Annotated in this window: 15 protein-coding genes; 10 read left to right on the top strand and 5 right to left on the bottom strand. The window is 64.0% G+C overall.

Annotated elements, in window-relative coordinates; genetic code table 11:
- Positions 1–23: 23 nt before the first annotated feature.
- Both GWQ44_RS10540 and GWQ44_RS10535 read right to left on the bottom strand, forming a co-directional pair.
- Entirely contained in the window at positions 24–1565 is a 1542-nt protein-coding gene (locus GWQ44_RS10540) for an MFS transporter (RefSeq protein WP_275927258.1), read from the bottom strand.
- The gene (locus GWQ44_RS10535; protein WP_275927257.1) at positions 1562–1723 is read right to left on the bottom strand and encodes a hypothetical protein; all 162 of its coding nucleotides are present in this window, start codon (positions 1721–1723) and stop codon (positions 1562–1564) included. Before GWQ44_RS10535 ends, GWQ44_RS10540 begins: the two co-directional genes overlap by 4 nt.
- A gap of 104 nt (positions 1724–1827) precedes the next feature.
- On the opposite strand from GWQ44_RS10535, the gene GWQ44_RS10530 reads away from it, so the two are divergent.
- From GWQ44_RS10530 to GWQ44_RS10520, 3 genes are all read left to right on the top strand, one after another.
- Positions 1828–2709, top strand: coding sequence for a LysR substrate-binding domain-containing protein (locus tag GWQ44_RS10530; protein ID WP_177435132.1), 882 nt, complete (start codon positions 1828–1830; stop codon positions 2707–2709).
- A gap of 75 nt (positions 2710–2784) precedes the next feature.
- Positions 2785–3162 carry a VOC family protein gene (locus tag GWQ44_RS10525; protein WP_103739618.1) on the top strand — a complete coding sequence of 126 codons (378 nt, stop codon included), beginning with the start codon at positions 2785–2787 and terminating at the stop codon, positions 3160–3162.
- Between the two features lie 345 nt (positions 3163–3507).
- Entirely contained in the window at positions 3508–5070 is a 1563-nt protein-coding gene (locus GWQ44_RS10520; RefSeq protein ID WP_275927256.1) for a TerC family protein, read from the top strand.
- An 89-nt stretch (positions 5071–5159) separates the two neighbouring features.
- Here GWQ44_RS10520 and wecB read toward each other — a convergent pair whose 3' ends face one another.
- On the bottom strand, positions 5160–6365 hold the full coding sequence (gene wecB / locus GWQ44_RS10515; RefSeq protein ID WP_275927255.1) for a UDP-N-acetylglucosamine 2-epimerase (non-hydrolyzing): 1206 nt from the start codon (positions 6363–6365) through the stop codon (positions 5160–5162).
- 406 nt (positions 6366–6771) lie between these two features.
- On the opposite strand from wecB, the gene GWQ44_RS10510 reads away from it, so the two are divergent.
- Positions 6772–7569, top strand: a complete 798-nt coding sequence (locus tag GWQ44_RS10510) for a hypothetical protein (RefSeq protein WP_275927254.1) — start codon at positions 6772–6774, stop codon at positions 7567–7569.
- Between the two features lie 170 nt (positions 7570–7739).
- On the opposite strand, the gene GWQ44_RS10505 is transcribed toward GWQ44_RS10510, so the two are convergent.
- Entirely contained in the window at positions 7740–8312 is a 573-nt protein-coding gene (locus tag GWQ44_RS10505; RefSeq protein WP_275927253.1) for a type 1 glutamine amidotransferase family protein, read from the bottom strand.
- 187 nt (positions 8313–8499) lie between these two features.
- Between GWQ44_RS10505 and GWQ44_RS10500 the strand changes: the two genes are divergently transcribed.
- The 3 genes from GWQ44_RS10500 to GWQ44_RS10490 all read left to right on the top strand — a co-directional run bounded on the left by GWQ44_RS10500 (position 8500) and on the right by GWQ44_RS10490 (position 11686).
- Positions 8500–9342: a hypothetical protein gene (locus GWQ44_RS10500; RefSeq protein WP_275927252.1), complete on the top strand. Its 843-nt coding sequence runs from the start codon at positions 8500–8502 to the stop codon at positions 9340–9342.
- Between the two features lie 176 nt (positions 9343–9518).
- On the top strand, positions 9519–10952 hold the full coding sequence (locus tag GWQ44_RS10495; RefSeq protein ID WP_275927251.1) for an RtcB family protein: 1434 nt from the start codon (positions 9519–9521) through the stop codon (positions 10950–10952).
- A gap of 299 nt (positions 10953–11251) precedes the next feature.
- Complete coding sequence (locus GWQ44_RS10490; protein ID WP_275927250.1) at positions 11252–11686, top strand: hypothetical protein; 435 nt, start codon at positions 11252–11254, stop codon at positions 11684–11686.
- Positions 11687–12365: 679 nt separating this feature from the next.
- Here GWQ44_RS10490 and GWQ44_RS10485 read toward each other — a convergent pair.
- A complete protein-coding gene (locus GWQ44_RS10485) occupies positions 12366–12635 on the bottom strand; it encodes a hypothetical protein (protein ID WP_253164547.1) in 270 nt (89 codons plus the stop codon).
- Between the two features lie 447 nt (positions 12636–13082).
- On the opposite strand from GWQ44_RS10485, the gene GWQ44_RS10480 reads away from it, so the two are divergent.
- The 3 genes from GWQ44_RS10480 (at position 13083) to GWQ44_RS10470 (ending at position 15621) form a co-directional block, all read left to right on the top strand.
- Positions 13083–13472, top strand: coding sequence for a RidA family protein (locus GWQ44_RS10480; RefSeq protein WP_016968574.1), 390 nt, complete (start codon positions 13083–13085; stop codon positions 13470–13472).
- Between the two features lie 119 nt (positions 13473–13591).
- Positions 13592–14356, top strand: coding sequence for an IclR family transcriptional regulator (locus GWQ44_RS10475; RefSeq protein WP_199011046.1), 765 nt, complete (start codon positions 13592–13594; stop codon positions 14354–14356).
- Between the two features lie 47 nt (positions 14357–14403).
- Entirely contained in the window at positions 14404–15621 is a 1218-nt protein-coding gene (locus GWQ44_RS10470; RefSeq protein ID WP_275927249.1) for an amino acid deaminase, read from the top strand.
- The last annotated feature ends 87 nt before the right edge of the window (positions 15622–15708 follow it).

Here is a 15708-nt window from a genome sequence, read left to right as displayed (position 1 = left end):
GTGCGACAGCGGGCAGCGGACGGTTACTCCAGCTTCAGGGCCAGTCCTTGCGCCTGGGGCAGGGGATTGCGCATCAGGCGTCCGACCACCAGCGCGCCGAGCAGGGCGAGCAGGCCGGCCACGGCCAGCACCAGCCCGAAGCCGCCGACAAACGCCTGCTGCGCCAGGGGCTCAACCAGGTCCCGGGCTTCCGGCGGCAGGCTGGCCAGGGCGCCTTGCATGTCCCCGGCCACCACGCGGGAGGCGATGTCCGGCGCGTGTAGCGCCCCGTTCCCGGGCAGTTGGCGCAGGTTGCCTTGCAACAGTTGCTGGGTATGGCTGGCCAGCAGCGCTCCGAACACGCCGATGGCCAGCATGATGGCGCTGAAGCGCATGGTGGTGCTCATGCCCGACGCCATACCGGTGCGCTCCCGGGGGACGCAGGCCATGATGTTTTTCTGCGTGTCGCCGTTGAGCAGCCCGGCCCCGGCGCCGGTCACGGCAATCGCCAGGGCGAAGCTCAGGTAGCCACCGCTGTGCACCGCCCAGGCACTGAGCAGGTTGCCGCTGCCCACCAGGGTCAGCCCGGCGGCCATCAGCGTCGCCGGGGCGTAACGCCCGGCCAGGCGCGCGCCGATCCGTGGGCAGATCAGCATGGTCAGGGCGAAGGGCAGCATGCCCAGGCCCGAGGCGATGGCCGAGAAGCCCAGGCCGTTCTGCAGGTAGAAGGGCAGCAGGGTCATCATCACCTGGGCGCAGCCGGCGTAGGCGAACATGCCCAGCAGGGCGCCGATGAACCGCGGATGGCGGAACAGCTGCAGATCCACCATGGGCCGACTTTGCAGGCGCTCGATCAGCACGAACAATCCCAACAGGGCGACGCCGGCCAGCAGCCGGGTCGTTGTGGCCGGATGGCTCCAGCCGATGCGGTTGGCTTCGATCAGGCCCCAGATCAGGCACAGCAGGCTGGCGCTGAAGGCCAGGCTGCCCCAGGGATCGAGGCGCGCGGCCTGGGTATCCCGGGATTCGGGCACGTTGCGCAGCACGCTCCACAGCAGCAGGGCACCCACCGGCAGGTTGAAGTAGAAGATCCAGCGCCAGCCGCAGTACTCGGTGATCAGCCCGCCGACGGTGGGCGCGGCGGTCATCGCCATGCCCATGCAGGCGCCCCAGAAGGCCCAGGCCTTGGCCCGCTCCACCTCGTCATGAAAGGTGTGGCCGATGGAGGCCAGGGCCGAGGTCAGCAGCAGCGCCGCGCCCACGCCCTTGAAGGCTCGGGCGATGTCCAGCAGCAGCGCATTGGGCGCGGCGCCACAGCCTAGGGAGGCGAGGATGAACAGGCCGAGGCCGCAGAGCAGGGTCTTCTTGCGCCCGAAGCGGTCGGCCAGGCTGCCCGCCGGCAGCAGCAGGGCGGCAAAGGCCAGCATGTAGGCACTGACCACCCACTCGATATCGGCGAAGTTGGCTCCCAGGTCGCGGGCGATGCTTGGCAGGGCGACGGCGACGATGTTGGTGTCGAGGACGATCAGCGAGCAGACCCCGGAGGCGGTCAGCAGGGTTGCGCGCGGCTTGATGGGGCGGTTCATGGCGCGGTCCGTCGGTTGAGGAGGGTATCGAGCAGGTTCTGGTGAGTGGCCAGGGTGTGGATTGCTTTGTAGGCAATGCCGGCTTGAGTGCGCCCGGCCACCGCGTTATGTGGGCCGCAGCAGACGGTCATTGCCGAAAATAGAGGTTTGACGGGCATGGCAGAGGCTCTCTACTGTGAAGGTCGGCCCAGCTTATCCCGGGCTTTGCGAGCTTTTGTTAGCCGCTGACCGCCAGTTCATTACCTTTGAGCTAATGCCGTTTATGGAAATTCGCCACTTTCGCTACTTCCTCGCCGTGGCCCGGCAACGCAATTTCACCCGTGCCGCCGAGCAGTTGGGGATCGCCCCGCCGACCTTGAGCCGGCAGATCCAGGACATGGAAAAAGCCCTCGGCACCCGCCTGTTCCTGCGTCAGCAGCGCGAGGTCAGCCTCACCGAAGCCGGTGCCGCCTTGCTCATGGAGGCCGAAGCCACGGTGCGCCAGTTCGAGTTCGCCCAGCGCAATGCCCAGCGCGCCGGACGCGGCGAGATCGGTCATATCGAGCTGGGCTATGTAGCGTCGGCGGTGTACGGCGGGTTGCTGCAGAAGCAGGTGCAGGGTTTCAGCCGCGATTGTCCGGACGTCAGCCTGAATGTGCGGGAGTGCCCGATGGCAACCCTGCCGGCGCGGGTCGCCGACGGGCGCCTGGATGTCGGCTACATCCGCTCGCCCATGACCCTGCCCGAGGGCGTGGAGGCCATTGCCCTGGATGCCGAAGGGTTCGTCCTGGCGCTGTCCGCCGAGTCCTGGCTGTGCCGCCTGCCGCAGATCGCCTCCGAGCACCTGCTCAATGAAACCTTCATCCTTCCGGAGCAGATCAGCGGCACCTTGCAGGTGGCGGCCCAGGGAGCCTATGCCCCCAAACTGGGCGCTCAGCCCGGTGGCCTGGTAGCGGTGCTGGCCCTGGTGTCCCTGGGGCAGGGCGTGGCGGTGGTACCCGAATCGGTGGTGGGGCATGTGAACCTGCCCCATGTCGTGTACCGGCCCATAGGCGGTAGCGCGGCAACCTCCTGGCTGTCGCTGATTCACCGGCGTTTCGAACAGGCACCGGCCGTGGTGCGCTACATCGAGCAGGTGCGTCGCGAGTATCGGCGCAAGGCTTGAAACCGAGTGTTCAAGGGCGCGCCCGGCGCGCATAATCCCCGGGCCGTTTCGCACCCCTCGGGAGTTATGCCGTTGATGCTTGATCATCTGGACCATCTGGTACTGACCACCATCGATCCTTTGGCCGCCGAGGACTTCTACGTCCGCGTACTGGGCATGCGCCTGGAAACCTTTGCCGGCGGGCGCAAGGCCTTCAGGTACGGCAACCAGAAGATCAACCTGCATGTGCGCGGCCAGGAGTTCGAACCCAAGGCCCACCTGCCGGTGCCGGGTGCACTGGACCTGTGCTTTATCGCCAGCGTGCCCCTGGAGCAGGTGATTGCTCACCTGCAGCAGGTCAACTGGCCGATCATCGAAGGGCCAGTGCCGCGCACCGGTGCCACGGGGCCGATCCGCTCGGTGTACCTGCGGGATCCGGACCTGAACCTGATCGAGATTTCCGAGCCGCTCTAGCGCCGGCCAAGGGGACGCCGGATAAAATCTTGTAATGATTTCCCGCTGGGGAACCGGCCCGTCCTGCCTGTAATCTCCAAATCCGTTTTTTCACTCAGGACTTGCATGAACACGCTCTCGGAGCCCCCCAGTCGGCGCTCTTTCCTTGTTTCGCCCCATGACCTATCGCGCCATTCGCTCGCACTGAGGCCTTGCTCTTCAGGCAGCCATTCTCCCGGCCGCACTTTTCTGGCATTTGCCGCTTCCTTTTCTGACCAGCCCGCTCCCAAGATCTCGCAGTTCCTGCATCTTGGCGCTCGCTCGCGTCTGGCCGTTTGAATTTTCCGGAGAACTTGAGTCGTCGTTATGGAATGGATTGCAGACCCCACGGCCTGGCTTGGCCTGTTGACCCTGATCGTCCTGGAGCTGGTGCTGGGCATCGACAACCTGGTGTTTATCGCCATCCTCGCGGACAAGCTGCCGCCGGAGCAGCGTGACCGCGCGCGGCTGATCGGCCTGTCCCTGGCGCTGCTGATGCGCCTGGGCCTGCTGGCCAGCATCTCGTGGATGGTGACCCTGACCCAGCCGTTGTTCGAGGTGTTCGAGCACAGCTTCTCGGGTCGTGACCTGATCATGCTGTTCGGTGGTGTGTTCCTGTTGTTCAAGGCCACCATGGAGTTGCACGAACGCCTGGAAGGCCATGTCAGCCAGCGCGCGGGCAGCACCACCTACGCCCTGTTCTGGCCGATCGTGGCGCAGATCGTGGTGCTTGATGCGGTGTTCTCCCTGGACGCGGTGATCACCGCGGTGGGCATGGTCGAGCACCTGGCGGTGATGATGATCGCGGTGGTGGTGTCCATCGGTGTGATGATCGTCGCCAGCAAGCCGCTGACCCGCTTCGTCAACGCCCACCCGACGGTGATCATGCTGTGTCTGGGCTTTTTGATGATGATCGGCTTCAGCCTGACCGCCGAAGGCCTGGGCTTCCATATTCCCAAGGGCTACCTGTACGCGGCCATCGGCTTCTCGATCCTGATCGAGCTGTTCAACCAGATCGCCCGGGCCCGGCGCAAGAAGTCCATGCAGGGCCTGCGGCCGATGCGCGAACGCACGGCCTATGCGGTGATGCGCCTGCTGGGTGGACGCAAGCTGGCGGTGGAAGAGGTGGGCGAGGAGATCGCCGATCTGCTGGAAGATGGCGAGGCCCCCAGCAGCGAGCTGTTCGACCGCCGCGAGCGGGTGATGATCAGCGGCGTGCTGCAACTGGCGGAGCGACCGATCCGCAGCCTGATGACGGTGCGCGCCGAGGTTGATTACATCGATCTGACGGACAGTCCTGAGACTATTCGGACCAAGCTGATGCATTCGTCCTACTCGCGCCTGCCGCTGATTCGCGACGGCGCGGTGGATGAACCTTTGGGCTTTGTGCACAAGAAGGAGTTGCTCAAGGAGTACCTGGCGGGCAACGAGCCGAACCTTGAGCACCTGGCGCGCAAGACCATCAACCTGCTGGAGAGCTTTTCGATCCTCAACGCGCTGGAGCAGATGCGCAAGGCGTCGACCCACATTGCCTTCGTGATCAACGAGTTCGGCGATTTCATGGGCATTCTGACCATGACCGACATTCTCGAATCCATCGCCGGCGAGCTGCCGGATGCCAGTGAGATCGAGGGGCCGGACGTGGTGGAGCAAGAGGGCGGCTTTCTGGTCAATGGCGCGCTGAATCTGCCCCAGGTGCGCCAGCGCACCGGCTTTGGCGCCGAGCCCACCGAGGACTACCAGACCCTGGCCGGACTGGTGATGAGCCTGCTGGACCGTTTGCCGGTCAAGGGCGACCGGGTGGCGTGGGACGGTTGGGCGCTTCAGGTCAAGGCCGTGGAAGAGCGCCGGGTGACCCAGGTGCTGCTGTCGCGCCAGACCGCGGACTGAGCGAATGGCGAGGGCGCGAGCCCTGGCCATGTCCGTGATGGGATGTCGGTGGCGATGTGCTGGCACCTATCGTCGTCGCTGTCGTGTGGCTAGGCTTCGTTGGCCTGCTTGAGCGGGCCGTTCTCTGCCTGTGCAGGCAAGGCGCCAGCCCTGTCGGGCCGGGCCCTGGCCTTGAGCCAGTCGTACAGGCGGCGGGCAATGCGTTCGCTGGCGTGGCCGTCGCCGTAGGGGCTGTGCACCCGGCTCATGCGGGCATGGAGTTGTGCATTGTCCAGCAGTTCTGCGGCATGGCGCACAATGCGCTCGCGGTCGGTCCCCACCAGCAGCACCGTGCCTCCTTTCAGCGCCGACGGCCGCTCGGTGACCTCCCGCAGCACCAGCAGCGGCTTGCCGATGGCGGGGGCTTCCTCCTGAATGCCGCCGGAGTCGCTGAGGATCAAGTACGAGCGCGCCATCAGCCAGACAAAATGCTGATAGTCCTGAGGCGCTATCAGGTAGATGTTGGGGGTGTCCGAGAGCAGGTCACCGACCACGCTCTGCACCTGTGGGTTGAGGTGTACCGGGTAGACGAACTGCACATCCGGATAGCGCTGGGCCAGGATTGCCACGGCCTGGCAGATATGGCGGACACCCTGGCCGAAGTTTTCCCGGCGGTGGCAGGTGATCAGCACCATGCGCCGGTTGTGTTCCAGCACCGCCAGGGGCGAATCGATGGCGGGGCGCCATTGGCTCTGTTGCTGGTGCTGCCGCATCCACCGCAGCGCATCGATCACCGTGTTGCCGGTGACCTCGATGCTGTCCGCGGGCACGTTTTCCCGCAGCAGGTTGGCTTTGGCTTCGGCGGTCGGAGCGAAGTGCAGGTCGGCAATGACCCCGGTCAGGCGCCGGTTGGCCTCCTCGGGCCAGTGTGTCCTGAGGTCGCCCGTGCGCAGCCCGGCCTCGACATGACCGATGGGCAACTGGCGGTTGAAGGCGGCGAGGGCGGTGATGAAGCTGGTGGTGGTGTCGCCATGGACCAGGACGATATCCGGTTGCTGGCGTTCGAGGGTGATGTCCAGGTGCTTCAGCAATTGTTGCGACAGGCCATTGAGGGATTGGCCGTGGGTCATCACTTCCAGGTCTTGGTCGACTTGCAGTTCGAAGGCGTCCAGGACCTGCTTGAGCATTTCCCGGTGCTGCCCGGTGGAGCATATATGCAGGTGCAGACCGGGCCAGTGCCGCAGCACCCGGGCCAGCGGCGCCATTTTGATTGCCTCCGGGCGCGTACCAAAAACCATCATGATCTTAAAAGGCATTGACTCACTCCCTGAGCGCACTGCAGCCGGACCAGGCTGTGAATGAAAGCAGTGGGAGCCGTTCTTGTCCAACCAGCAAACCGAGAGCGTCGCGCTCAAGCACGAGAGCCAAGCACCAGAGGGCTGCTGGTGTGCGGCTGGCAAAGGAGAGGGGAGCAGGTCGGAAAACGACGCGAAAAATGCCCAGTCATCTGGCCTCTGGCACAGCCCCGGGGGTGGTTCCCTGGCGCATACCCCAGGCGTTGGACCAGTTGGGTCCATCAGGTCGATGCCTGGGGGGCGTGCTGGCGTTTTCCTGCGCAGAAAATTTTGTGAGGCCCCGCGCCGGCCTTTATGCTCAACGCCCCTGTGACGCTAGAGCCTGTTTCAGGTCCAGGGGCCGAGGCCCTTTTTCATGGAGTGAACCGTGCACGCCCCCTTCACGACTGACCTGACCCGCGCCGTTCTGGCGGCGCTGATGCTGACCGGCCTGTTGGCGCTGGCCGCTTGCAAGACCGCCGCCCCAGAGACGCCGGAGCAACAGCAGCAGCGCCGTTACCTGCGCTTTGTCGACGACGTTCGCCAGGTGCTGGAACCGGGCGTGCGCAACGCCGATCTCGATGGCTGGTCCGGCGGCGTGTCGCTGCGAGCGGTGATCGATCCGCAGAATCGGATGGTGGCCTGCAGCACCGAGGCACTGCCCGAATACCCGTTGCCGCGTTATCCGGATAACCGCCCGCTGGCCGCGGCGGTGGAGCGGATCTGTTGGGACTCGGTGTTCCCCAGGGCCGAACCAGAGCTGTTTTCAGGCCAGCCCGCAGCCAACCTTGAGGTGGTGTTGCCGGTGGTGGTCACTCGTCCCGGTCGCTTGCCCGCGGAGGAACAGAAGATTCGGGAAACGGTGCGCGAGTACAAGGCGCAAGAGCAGTATTTTTGGCGGCAGCTGTTCGCCGCAGAGACCCTCGACAGCCTGGGCAGCGCCCGGATCGAGGTCCACGCCAACGCGCAGGGACAGGTGCAAGCTTGTCAGGTGCGACTGTCCGCGATTGCCGCCAGAGCCTCCGATTTCAAGCCGGACCCTGAACGGGTGCAGCGCCTGCAAGAGCGTTGCGCGGCCCTGGATATCCGGCAGATGCCGGGCTTTTTCGCCTCGGAGACGGTGGGCGATCGATTCCTCGTCGAGCTGCAGTACAGCCCCTGGAGGGGTGGGCCGAAGCGGCCTTGAGCAAGGTGCGAAATACCGGCAGGCGACAGCGCTTCGGAGGGAAGTGAAGCCATGGCCGGACCGGCGATTTTCCCTATGAGAGCGGTCGGTATGAGTCGATCTTGAACTCCCAGACGTCGCAGTAGCCTTGCCGGCCAAGGCGCTCCCGTCAGCGCCTTGGCGCGCAATATTCAGTGCGACGCGCGGTGTTCTGCAGCGTGCATTGCGAGGTAGGCGGTCAGGTTGGCGTCGCTGATCCCCAGGGTGCTGAGAATCTGCGCCATGAAGCTCACCGGTGCGCTGCCCGGGGCGGTGATCACGCGCTGGTCCGCCACGGCGTGGGGCACATCCTGATAGAAGGCGGCGCCGCCATAGTCCACCGCCAGCAGGTTGGCCGCCGAGTTGGAGGTGTGTTTCAGCGCGTCCAGCACCCCGGCGCGGGCCAGCTCGAGGGTGCCGTCACAGATGGCGGCGATCACGATGTGGCGTGCCTGGGCGGCGCGCAGCAGGTCGCCGATGTCCGGTGCGTTGGCGCTTTGCCAAATGCTGCCGCCGCACACCATCAGCAGGTCGACTTCATCCAGATGAATGTCTTCCAGCGCCAGGTCCGGGGTCACCCGCAGGCCGCCCATGGAGGTGACGATGGCGCCCTTGGGGGACGCGTAGCGGCAGTCGAAACCGTAGAAGCCACGGCCGGTGGCGTTGATCAGGGCAGTTTCCCAGTCGGCGAAGTTGTCACTGAGCAGGGTGATGGCGCGGGTCATGGGGCGGTCCTTCCTTGGAGCGATGAATGGGGGGGGAGCGCCAGGGTAACCCGTTTTTGCCGGGCGCCTGGAGACGCTTTTGTGGCGCCGGCGACAATCGCCAGCAGACAGGAGCGACGGTGGTTGCCGGCAATTGTCGTTGGCTTTTAACCAGCGGGCTGCCTTAGGATCCAGCACCTTGACCTCGTTGAACGCAGTGCAGGACGGTTCGTCAGTGAACCCATCAAAGGAACTGAGCATGTACAACTTTCTCAACGCAACCCCGGCGCAGTGCGGGTTGTTGGCCGGCCTTCTTCTGGCGTTGTGCGGTTGCCAATCGGACTTGCCTGGCCCCCCGCTGTCCGAGGACGAGCAGCAACGACAGCTGGAGACGCAGTTCTATGCCAACGCTGTGCAGCAAGTGCTGTACCGCGAGAGCCTCAGGGCCAACGCCGAGCAACTGACGGGCAGCGTGGAGTTGGTCATGCGGTTCAATCGGCAGAATCAGGTCATCGATTGTGCAGCGCAGAGCAGCCCCTTGCCTGACGCGAGGGCCTATCCCTACCACGCGAAACTCGGCGAGATGCTCAAGAGCATCTGCTGGAACACGGTGTTCCCTGTGGCGCCCGCCGCCGCCTTTGAGCCTGACGGTGTGCTGGAGGTCAAAGGGACGTTGATGTTCCCTCGCTTGACCCTGGAAGACGAGCAATTGAAGGAGTTTGAGTTCAATGCCGGAGAATACGCCAAAGGCCATTTCTTCTGGACGCACACCCTGGCCCCTTTGTCGGTGGGCAGCGTTGGGGTGGCCAGTTTTGAGGTCAAGGCCGATCCCCAGGGCCGGGTGCAGGAGTGCTGGGTGAACCTGCGGGCGGTGCGCTACCGACCCGAGTCATTCAAGCCCGATAATCAATTGCGCAATCGCGCCACGCAGCTGTGTGAGCAATTGGACCTGCGGCAGATGCCGGGTTTTGCGCTGGAGCAGGGCCAGGTGCCGCCGATCCATGCCAGCGTGTTTTACACACCGTGGAAAGGCGGGCCAAAGCCACATTGACGCCACGCGGCCCGGCAGGCGCCTCCCCAGGCGCCTGGGCAAATAATTTCCGCTAGCTATTTACATCCACGGCGTCATTCCCCATTATCCGCGCCGTCTAAGTTTCGCTGCTGACCAGACAATTCCAGCCACCAACAGGGTGGTTGTTTTGTTGCGTCCAAGAAAAGCAGTTGAAAATGACCAAGACTCCTCTGAAAAGAATTCAGCACAAGCTCGCCCGTTCCGGGGTGGCCATCGAACGCCTGAATTCCAATTCCCTCTCCATCTCTTCGATCAACGACGCCGGGCTCAAGGTGGATCTGCTGCTGCCCGAAAGCTTTGCCATCGAAGAAAAAGCCGTCCTGCAGCTGATGGATTTCGCCAAGGTGGCTTACCCCCATGGCGGCGAAGTGAAGTGCGCCTGCGCCACGCCGGACTTCCACACCGGCAGCCCGATTCCGGTGGGCAGCGTGATCGTCACCAGCCACGACATGGTGGTGCCGCAAGCCATCGGCACCGACATCAATTGCGGCATGCGCCTGCACAAGCTGGGGCTGAACTACGAGCAGTTCATGGCGCAGAAAGCCAAGTGGACCGCCCTGGTACGTGGCGACCTGCTGGAAGGCACGCGCAATATTCCCACCAGCCCCGCGGCCATGAGCGCACTGTTTGCTTCGGGGCTCGGGGATTTCTGGGCCCAGGTACAGCAACAGGACCCGATCGGGCTGTTTGCCGGGGCGGATTTCGCCCAGTTGCAGCGTGAGCTGGCGGGCCTGCATGAGTCGTCCTTCGCCCGTGGCAGCGCCGACTACGCGCCGGAAGCCTTGCAGGACCGCTCGCGGAAAATTCTCCGCGACCCTGGCCTGGGTTCCCTGGGCGGCGGCAATCACTTTGTCGAGATCCAGGTGGTCACCGAGCTGGTGGATCGTCAGGCCTGCTTCGCTCAGGGCCTGTCGGTGGGGCAGGTGGTGATGATGATCCACACCGGCTCTCGCGACGTGGGCTTCTATGTCGGACGACGCTGGATGGACAAGGCCAAGGCCCTGTGGCCGGCGGGGATCAAACACCCCGATTCGAAGATATTCGCCCTGTTTGGCGAGATGGCCGACGAGTACCTGCTGGCCATGCACAGCGCCGCCCATTACGCCGACGCCAACCGCGCACTGATCGCAGAAATGGTCCGCCAGCGCACCCGGCAGGTGTTCGGCGCGGGCATCGAAGCGCCGCTGATTGTCGATGTACCGCACAACATCGTGCTGCGCGAAGAAGGCGGCAACGTGCATCGCAAAGGCGCGACACCGGCCTATGCCGGGCAACCGCTGCTGATTCCGGGGAGCATGGGGCATGACTCCTACCTGCTCACCGGGCTGGGCAACGAACGCTGGCTGCGCTCGGCCAGCCACGGCGCCGGGCGCTCGATGTCGCGCAGCGAGATCGTGTTCAAGGCCAAGAAGGACAAGGCCTTCCTCGGTTTGCAGGGGGTGGAGTGCATCACCACCAAGGAAGAACGGATGATCGAAGAAGCGCCCGGGGCCTACAAGGAAATTGGCCAGGTGATCCAGTCCCAGGTGGAGGAGGGGACGGTGTCGGTGATGGCGCGGTTTTCGCCGATCTTGACCTTCAAGGCGTAAGCACGAAGGCGCTGTGGGGCGGGGATGGTTTTCGGGTTTGCCGTGCAACGGTGCGGCCGATACATTGTCGCCCCTCCCGGCCTGTTCGCTCCGAGCGGTGCCGTTGCAGTTGTCTGCGGTCGCAAAAGCCCAGGGTGCGGTAGCCGCTGGGGTGTTTGCCTGTTTGTGATCAACCTTCGGTGTTTAAGCATGAATCAAGATGAAAACCTGAAGCACGATGCGGTAGCGCCATTGACCGCTGCCAGCGAGTTTGTCGTCGACAAGCAACCCCTTGCCGAACTGCTTGCCGTGCTTGCCCAGTGTGGGGAGGTGGTGTCCTGCTTCTTCAGCCCGATCCCGCCATCAAGGTGCTGGGTGAGAGGCAGCGACTGGCCGAGTTTCTCGAGCGTTTCAGCGGCCTCGCCAGCTCGACGGCCACCGGGCAGGTCGAGCCTGAGTTCGGGCCTTTTTCCATGTTGAATCGATATGAGTTCGAGGGCTCGTTGCTGGCGGTGGTGCTGCGGGGTGGATGCCACGGGAGCGCTGCCGGATTGCCTCTGGTCAAGGCCCGGGCCTTGGTGTTTGAGGCGCTGGAGGCGGTGTTTCCGGCGCCGTTTTCCGAGTTGGTGGTGTATCGGTTCGATAGCCCTGATTGGTCTGAGCTGACCAGGGATTCGACGATTTCTTCTGCCTATGTCGCCTGCCAGGGGGCGCGGAATCTGTGGTGGGTACTGTGTGTTGCTGATGTTGACTGATGGCTTTTGGGCTTGAGGTTGGCTGTGTGGGAGGCGTTCACCCACATGGGTAACGGAAAAGTTCAGGCACATGGGTGACGCCAAGGGGGCGGCTCGCTGTTGTAGGAGCTGGCTTGCCAGCGAAGACGTCCAGGAGGGCGCCGGTGGGTTTGGCGTAGTAGGTGCTTGTTGCTGCGGTAACCCATAGTCCTCTGCTCTGGCCACAACCTTTGTGGCGAGGGAGCTTGCTCCCGCTCGAGCGCGCAGCGGTCGTAATCCCTCATATCGCGGTTTTTGGTGGCGTATCCGTTGCTGCAGTGACGGTCGCTGGCGGATTCGCTTTTACAGCGATGCATTGCGGACCTATCCACTGCTGCGGGTGTGGCCACTGGCGGTTTCGCCCTTACGGCGACTCACTTTTTTCAAACGCCGGAATGCCGGCCCAGCAAAAAGTAAGCAAAAACGCTTGCTCCTCCACTCGGTGCCTCGCATAGCGAGGCATGCCCGAACTCCGGCATTGATCCGTGGGCCGCCGCCACCGGCCGTCCCTGGCCGGATGGCGGCTAACCCGGCGTCCTGCCGGGTTACCCACGGCTCAATGCCTGCGTGCGGCCATCGTGGTTAACGGGGCCTCAGGATCAAAAGCCAAAGCAGAGCAAATCTGAGCAGAGCAGTGCGAGAGCCTTGGCTGTGCCTTGGGTTAGGGCTCCGGCAGTTGCAGCGCTTGTTGTTCCGCTACCTGCAACACATCGCAGCCGTCCTGCAACAACAGGGTCGCCACGCTGGAGAAACGCTGCAGGTCGAGGTGATCGGCGTGGCGGCTGGTCATGTCGGCAAGGCTGTCCAGCATGTCCCGGGCAGCGCGGATACGCAGGCCGGCGTAGGTCAGCAGGTCGAGCAGCGGCGCTTGTGGGTTGATGAAGGCGACGGGGTGGTCGGAGGTGGAAGAGGTGAAAGGTTGCAGATCCATGGCAGTGACGCTCCATGCAGGAATATTGAGGTGTGCTCATGGAGATTCGGACGGCCAAATCCGGTCGCGGACCACTGCGACGCAACGGAATGTAGAGGGGGGCGAGTGGCGTCGCAAGCCGTTTGGGCGTGCCTGCAGCAAATACAGAAATGCCTGACATTGGCCGATGGCCTTTTCTCGCTTCTCCATTCCTGGTTCTGGAAAGTTTTTCCCTCCCCCCTGTTATCTCCTTTGTTCTCCATGGCACACTCTGGCGCCTGTTCCGCTATTTGATATTTTGTTCCGTTATAGTGGAATTTATTTGTTCAACGCCTGTGCGTTTCCAGACCATCGCGGGTTGCTGCGGCTGATATCCCGCAGAAACCGCCAGCGAGCCGCGTAGTGCGCTCGCGCAGGGCGGCCAGATGGAGCCGCCAGATGGCCAACCTTCAACCAGGAGAACCTCTCATGAGCATCACCCGTTACGGCACCGGCAGCACCGCAGGCGGTGGCCAGCCGCGTCCTTTCGCTCGCGCCGTCGAAGCCGATGGCTGGCTGTATGTGTCCGGTCAGGTGCCGGCTTTGGATGGCGAGATCATTCACGGTGGGATCGTCGAGCAGACGCATCAGACGATGCGCAATCTGCTGGCCATTCTCGAAGAGGCCGGGTACGGCCTGGAGGATGTGGTGCGGGTTGGCGTGTGGCTGGAAGACCCGCGGGATTTCTGGAGTTTCAACAAGGTGTTCGGCGAGTACTTCAAGCCCGAACACGCGCCGGCCCGGGCCTGTGTGCAGGCCAGCATGATGGTCGACTGCAAGGTCGAGATCGATTGTGTGGCGTACAAGAAGAAGGCCTGATGGCCACGGCCTGTAGGAGCTGGCTTGCCAGCGAAGGCGCCCGTGAGGGCGGCACGAGGCTTGAGGGCCTCTTCGCCGGCAAGCCGGCTCCTACGGGTCGATAGAGGGAGCGCAGGTAGATGAGCGAAGACAGCATCAAGCGCCGGGCCAAGGGCCTGGATCGGGCGTTCGATATTCTCGATTTCCTCAAGGAGATCGGCCAGCCGTTGCGGCCCAACGATATCGCCAAGGGCATCGGCAGTCCCAAGTCCACGGTCTACGAGCTGGTGGCGTCCTTGCTGGAGCGGCGGGTGCTGGAGCCGGTGGGCAAGGACGGTCATGTGTACCTGGGCCGCCAGCTGTATTTTCTCGGGCAGGCGCACTTGCGTCATTTCGATCTGAGCCGCGAGGCCGATCAGGCTTTGCAGGAGATCGTCAGCCAGACCGGGGAAACCGCGCAGATGTGCCTGCTCAACGGGCGCAAATACACCGTGGCGCTGATGAAGGAAGGCGAGCGGCATTTTCGCATTTCCTCGGACATCGGCGAGAACGCGCCGATCCCCTGGACCGCTTCCGGGCGTTTGCTGCTGGGGCACATGAGCGATGCGCAGATTGCCGAGTTGATCGATGAGCGCGACTTCATCCTCCCCGATGGCCAGCGCTTGCCGCTGGCGACCTTCCTGGAGGAAATCCGTCTGGCCACCGAGGAGGGGTTCTTTTCCTTCGACAGCGTCGCCGACACCTTTACCCATTGTTTTGCCGCGCCGGTGCGCGATGAGCGCGGGGTGTGCATCTGCACCCTGTGCATCGTCGCGCCGAGGGCCGATGCGCAGAGCAATTACCAGGCCTATCGCCGGGTGCTGATCGACAGCGCCAACCGGCTGGCCCGACGTATCAACGATTGATGACAGTGTCGCGGCTGTGCGCAGCCGCCTTGATAAGGAGTGCCAACATGTCTTCTGCTTTGAATCTGCCCCTGGTGGAAAAGGGCGCCGCGGCCCACGCTGCGAGCTTGCTCAGCGACGTCAGCCTGCCGGCCCTGGTGCTGCACCGCGAGGCGCTGGAACACAACATCCGCTGGATGCAGAAGTTCGTCAGTGACAGCGGCGCGGAGCTGGCGCCCCACGGCAAGACCAGCATGATGCCCGCGCTATTCCAGCGGCAGCTGGACGCCGGTGCCTGGGGCATCACCCTGGCCACCGCAGTACAGACCCGCGCCGCCTACGCCCATGGCGCGCGCCGGGTGTTGATGGCCAATCAGCTGGTGGGGGCGCCGAACATGGCGCTGATCGCCGAGCTGCTGGCGGACGCCGATTTCGATTTCTATTGCATGGTCGATCACCCGGACAACGTCGCCGACCTGGGGGCGTTTTTCGCCCAGCGTGGGGTCAGCCTCAAGGTGATGATCGAGTACGGCGTGGTCGGCGGTCGTTGCGGCTGTCGCAGCGAGCAGGAGGTGCTGGCCCTGGCCAAGGCGATCCAGGCGCAGCCGGCTTTGGCGTTGTGCGGTATCGAAGGCTACGAAGGGGTGATCCATGGTGATCAGGCCATCAGCGGCATTCGCCAGTTTGCCGATTCCCTGGTGCGTCTGGCGGTGGATCTGCATAACGACGGACTGTTTGCCATAGAGCGGCCGATCATCACCGCTTCGGGTTCGGCCTGGTACGACCTGATCGCCGAGTCGTTCGAGACCCACAACGCCAAGGGCCGCTTCCTCAGCGTGCTGCGTCCGGGCAGCTACATCGCCCACGACCACGGCATCTACAAGGAGGCCCAGTGCTGCGTGCTGGAGCGACGCGGTGATCTGCACGAGGGCCTGCGCCCGGCCATGGAAGTCTGGGCCCATGTGCAGTCGCTGCCGGAGCCGGGTTTTGCCGTGGTGGCCCTGGGCAAGCGCGATGTGGCCTACGACGCCGGCCTGCCGGTGCCGCTGCGGCGTTATTGCGCCGGGGCCGAGGCGGGCGCCGGGGATGATGTGACGGCGTGCAAGGTCACCGCGGTCATGGACCAGCATGCGTTTCTCACGGTGGCGCCGGGCGTGGAGCTACGGATTGGCGACATCATTTCCTTCGGCACATCGCACCCCTGCCTGACCTTCGACAAGTGGCGCATCGGGCTGCTGGTGGATGAGCATCTGCGAGTGATCGAAAACCTGGAAACCTGCTTCTGACGCCTTCGCTGGCGAGCCAGCGCCTGCACGGCGGGTGCAATACAGGATGTTGTAGGAGCCGGCTTGCCGGCGAAGCGGCCCTTGGAT

This window comes from Pseudomonas sp. 3MA1 (genome assembly GCF_029237275.1).
In the GTDB taxonomy this organism is placed as follows: domain Bacteria; phylum Pseudomonadota; class Gammaproteobacteria; order Pseudomonadales; family Pseudomonadaceae; genus Aquipseudomonas; species Aquipseudomonas fluorescens_AP.
The sequence above is the reverse complement of the archived record's forward strand: the minus strand, read 5'-3'. Positions and strand labels throughout refer to the sequence as shown.

What these genes read in the sequence shown, in the direction of transcription:
- GWQ44_RS10540 (WP_275927258.1), bottom strand. Translation starts at nt 1,565, where the DNA reads ATGAACCGCCCCATCAAGCCGCGCGCAACCCTGCTGACCGCCTCCGGG.
- GWQ44_RS10535 (WP_275927257.1), bottom strand. Translation starts at nt 1,723, where the DNA reads ATGCCCGTCAAACCTCTATTTTCGGCAATGACCGTCTGCTGCGGCCCA.
- GWQ44_RS10530 (WP_177435132.1), top strand. Translation starts at nt 1,828, where the DNA reads ATGGAAATTCGCCACTTTCGCTACTTCCTCGCCGTGGCCCGGCAACGC.
- GWQ44_RS10525 (WP_103739618.1), top strand. Translation starts at nt 2,785, where the DNA reads ATGCTTGATCATCTGGACCATCTGGTACTGACCACCATCGATCCTTTG.
- GWQ44_RS10520 (WP_275927256.1), top strand. Translation starts at nt 3,508, where the DNA reads ATGGAATGGATTGCAGACCCCACGGCCTGGCTTGGCCTGTTGACCCTG.
- wecB (WP_275927255.1), bottom strand. Translation starts at nt 6,365, where the DNA reads ATGCCTTTTAAGATCATGATGGTTTTTGGTACGCGCCCGGAGGCAATC.
- GWQ44_RS10505 (WP_275927253.1), bottom strand. Translation starts at nt 8,312, where the DNA reads ATGACCCGCGCCATCACCCTGCTCAGTGACAACTTCGCCGACTGGGAA.
- GWQ44_RS10495 (WP_275927251.1), top strand. Translation starts at nt 9,519, where the DNA reads ATGACCAAGACTCCTCTGAAAAGAATTCAGCACAAGCTCGCCCGTTCC.
- GWQ44_RS10485 (WP_253164547.1), bottom strand. Translation starts at nt 12,635, where the DNA reads ATGGATCTGCAACCTTTCACCTCTTCCACCTCCGACCACCCCGTCGCC.
- GWQ44_RS10480 (WP_016968574.1), top strand. Translation starts at nt 13,083, where the DNA reads ATGAGCATCACCCGTTACGGCACCGGCAGCACCGCAGGCGGTGGCCAG.
- GWQ44_RS10475 (WP_199011046.1), top strand. Translation starts at nt 13,592, where the DNA reads ATGAGCGAAGACAGCATCAAGCGCCGGGCCAAGGGCCTGGATCGGGCG.
- GWQ44_RS10470 (WP_275927249.1), top strand. Translation starts at nt 14,404, where the DNA reads ATGTCTTCTGCTTTGAATCTGCCCCTGGTGGAAAAGGGCGCCGCGGCC.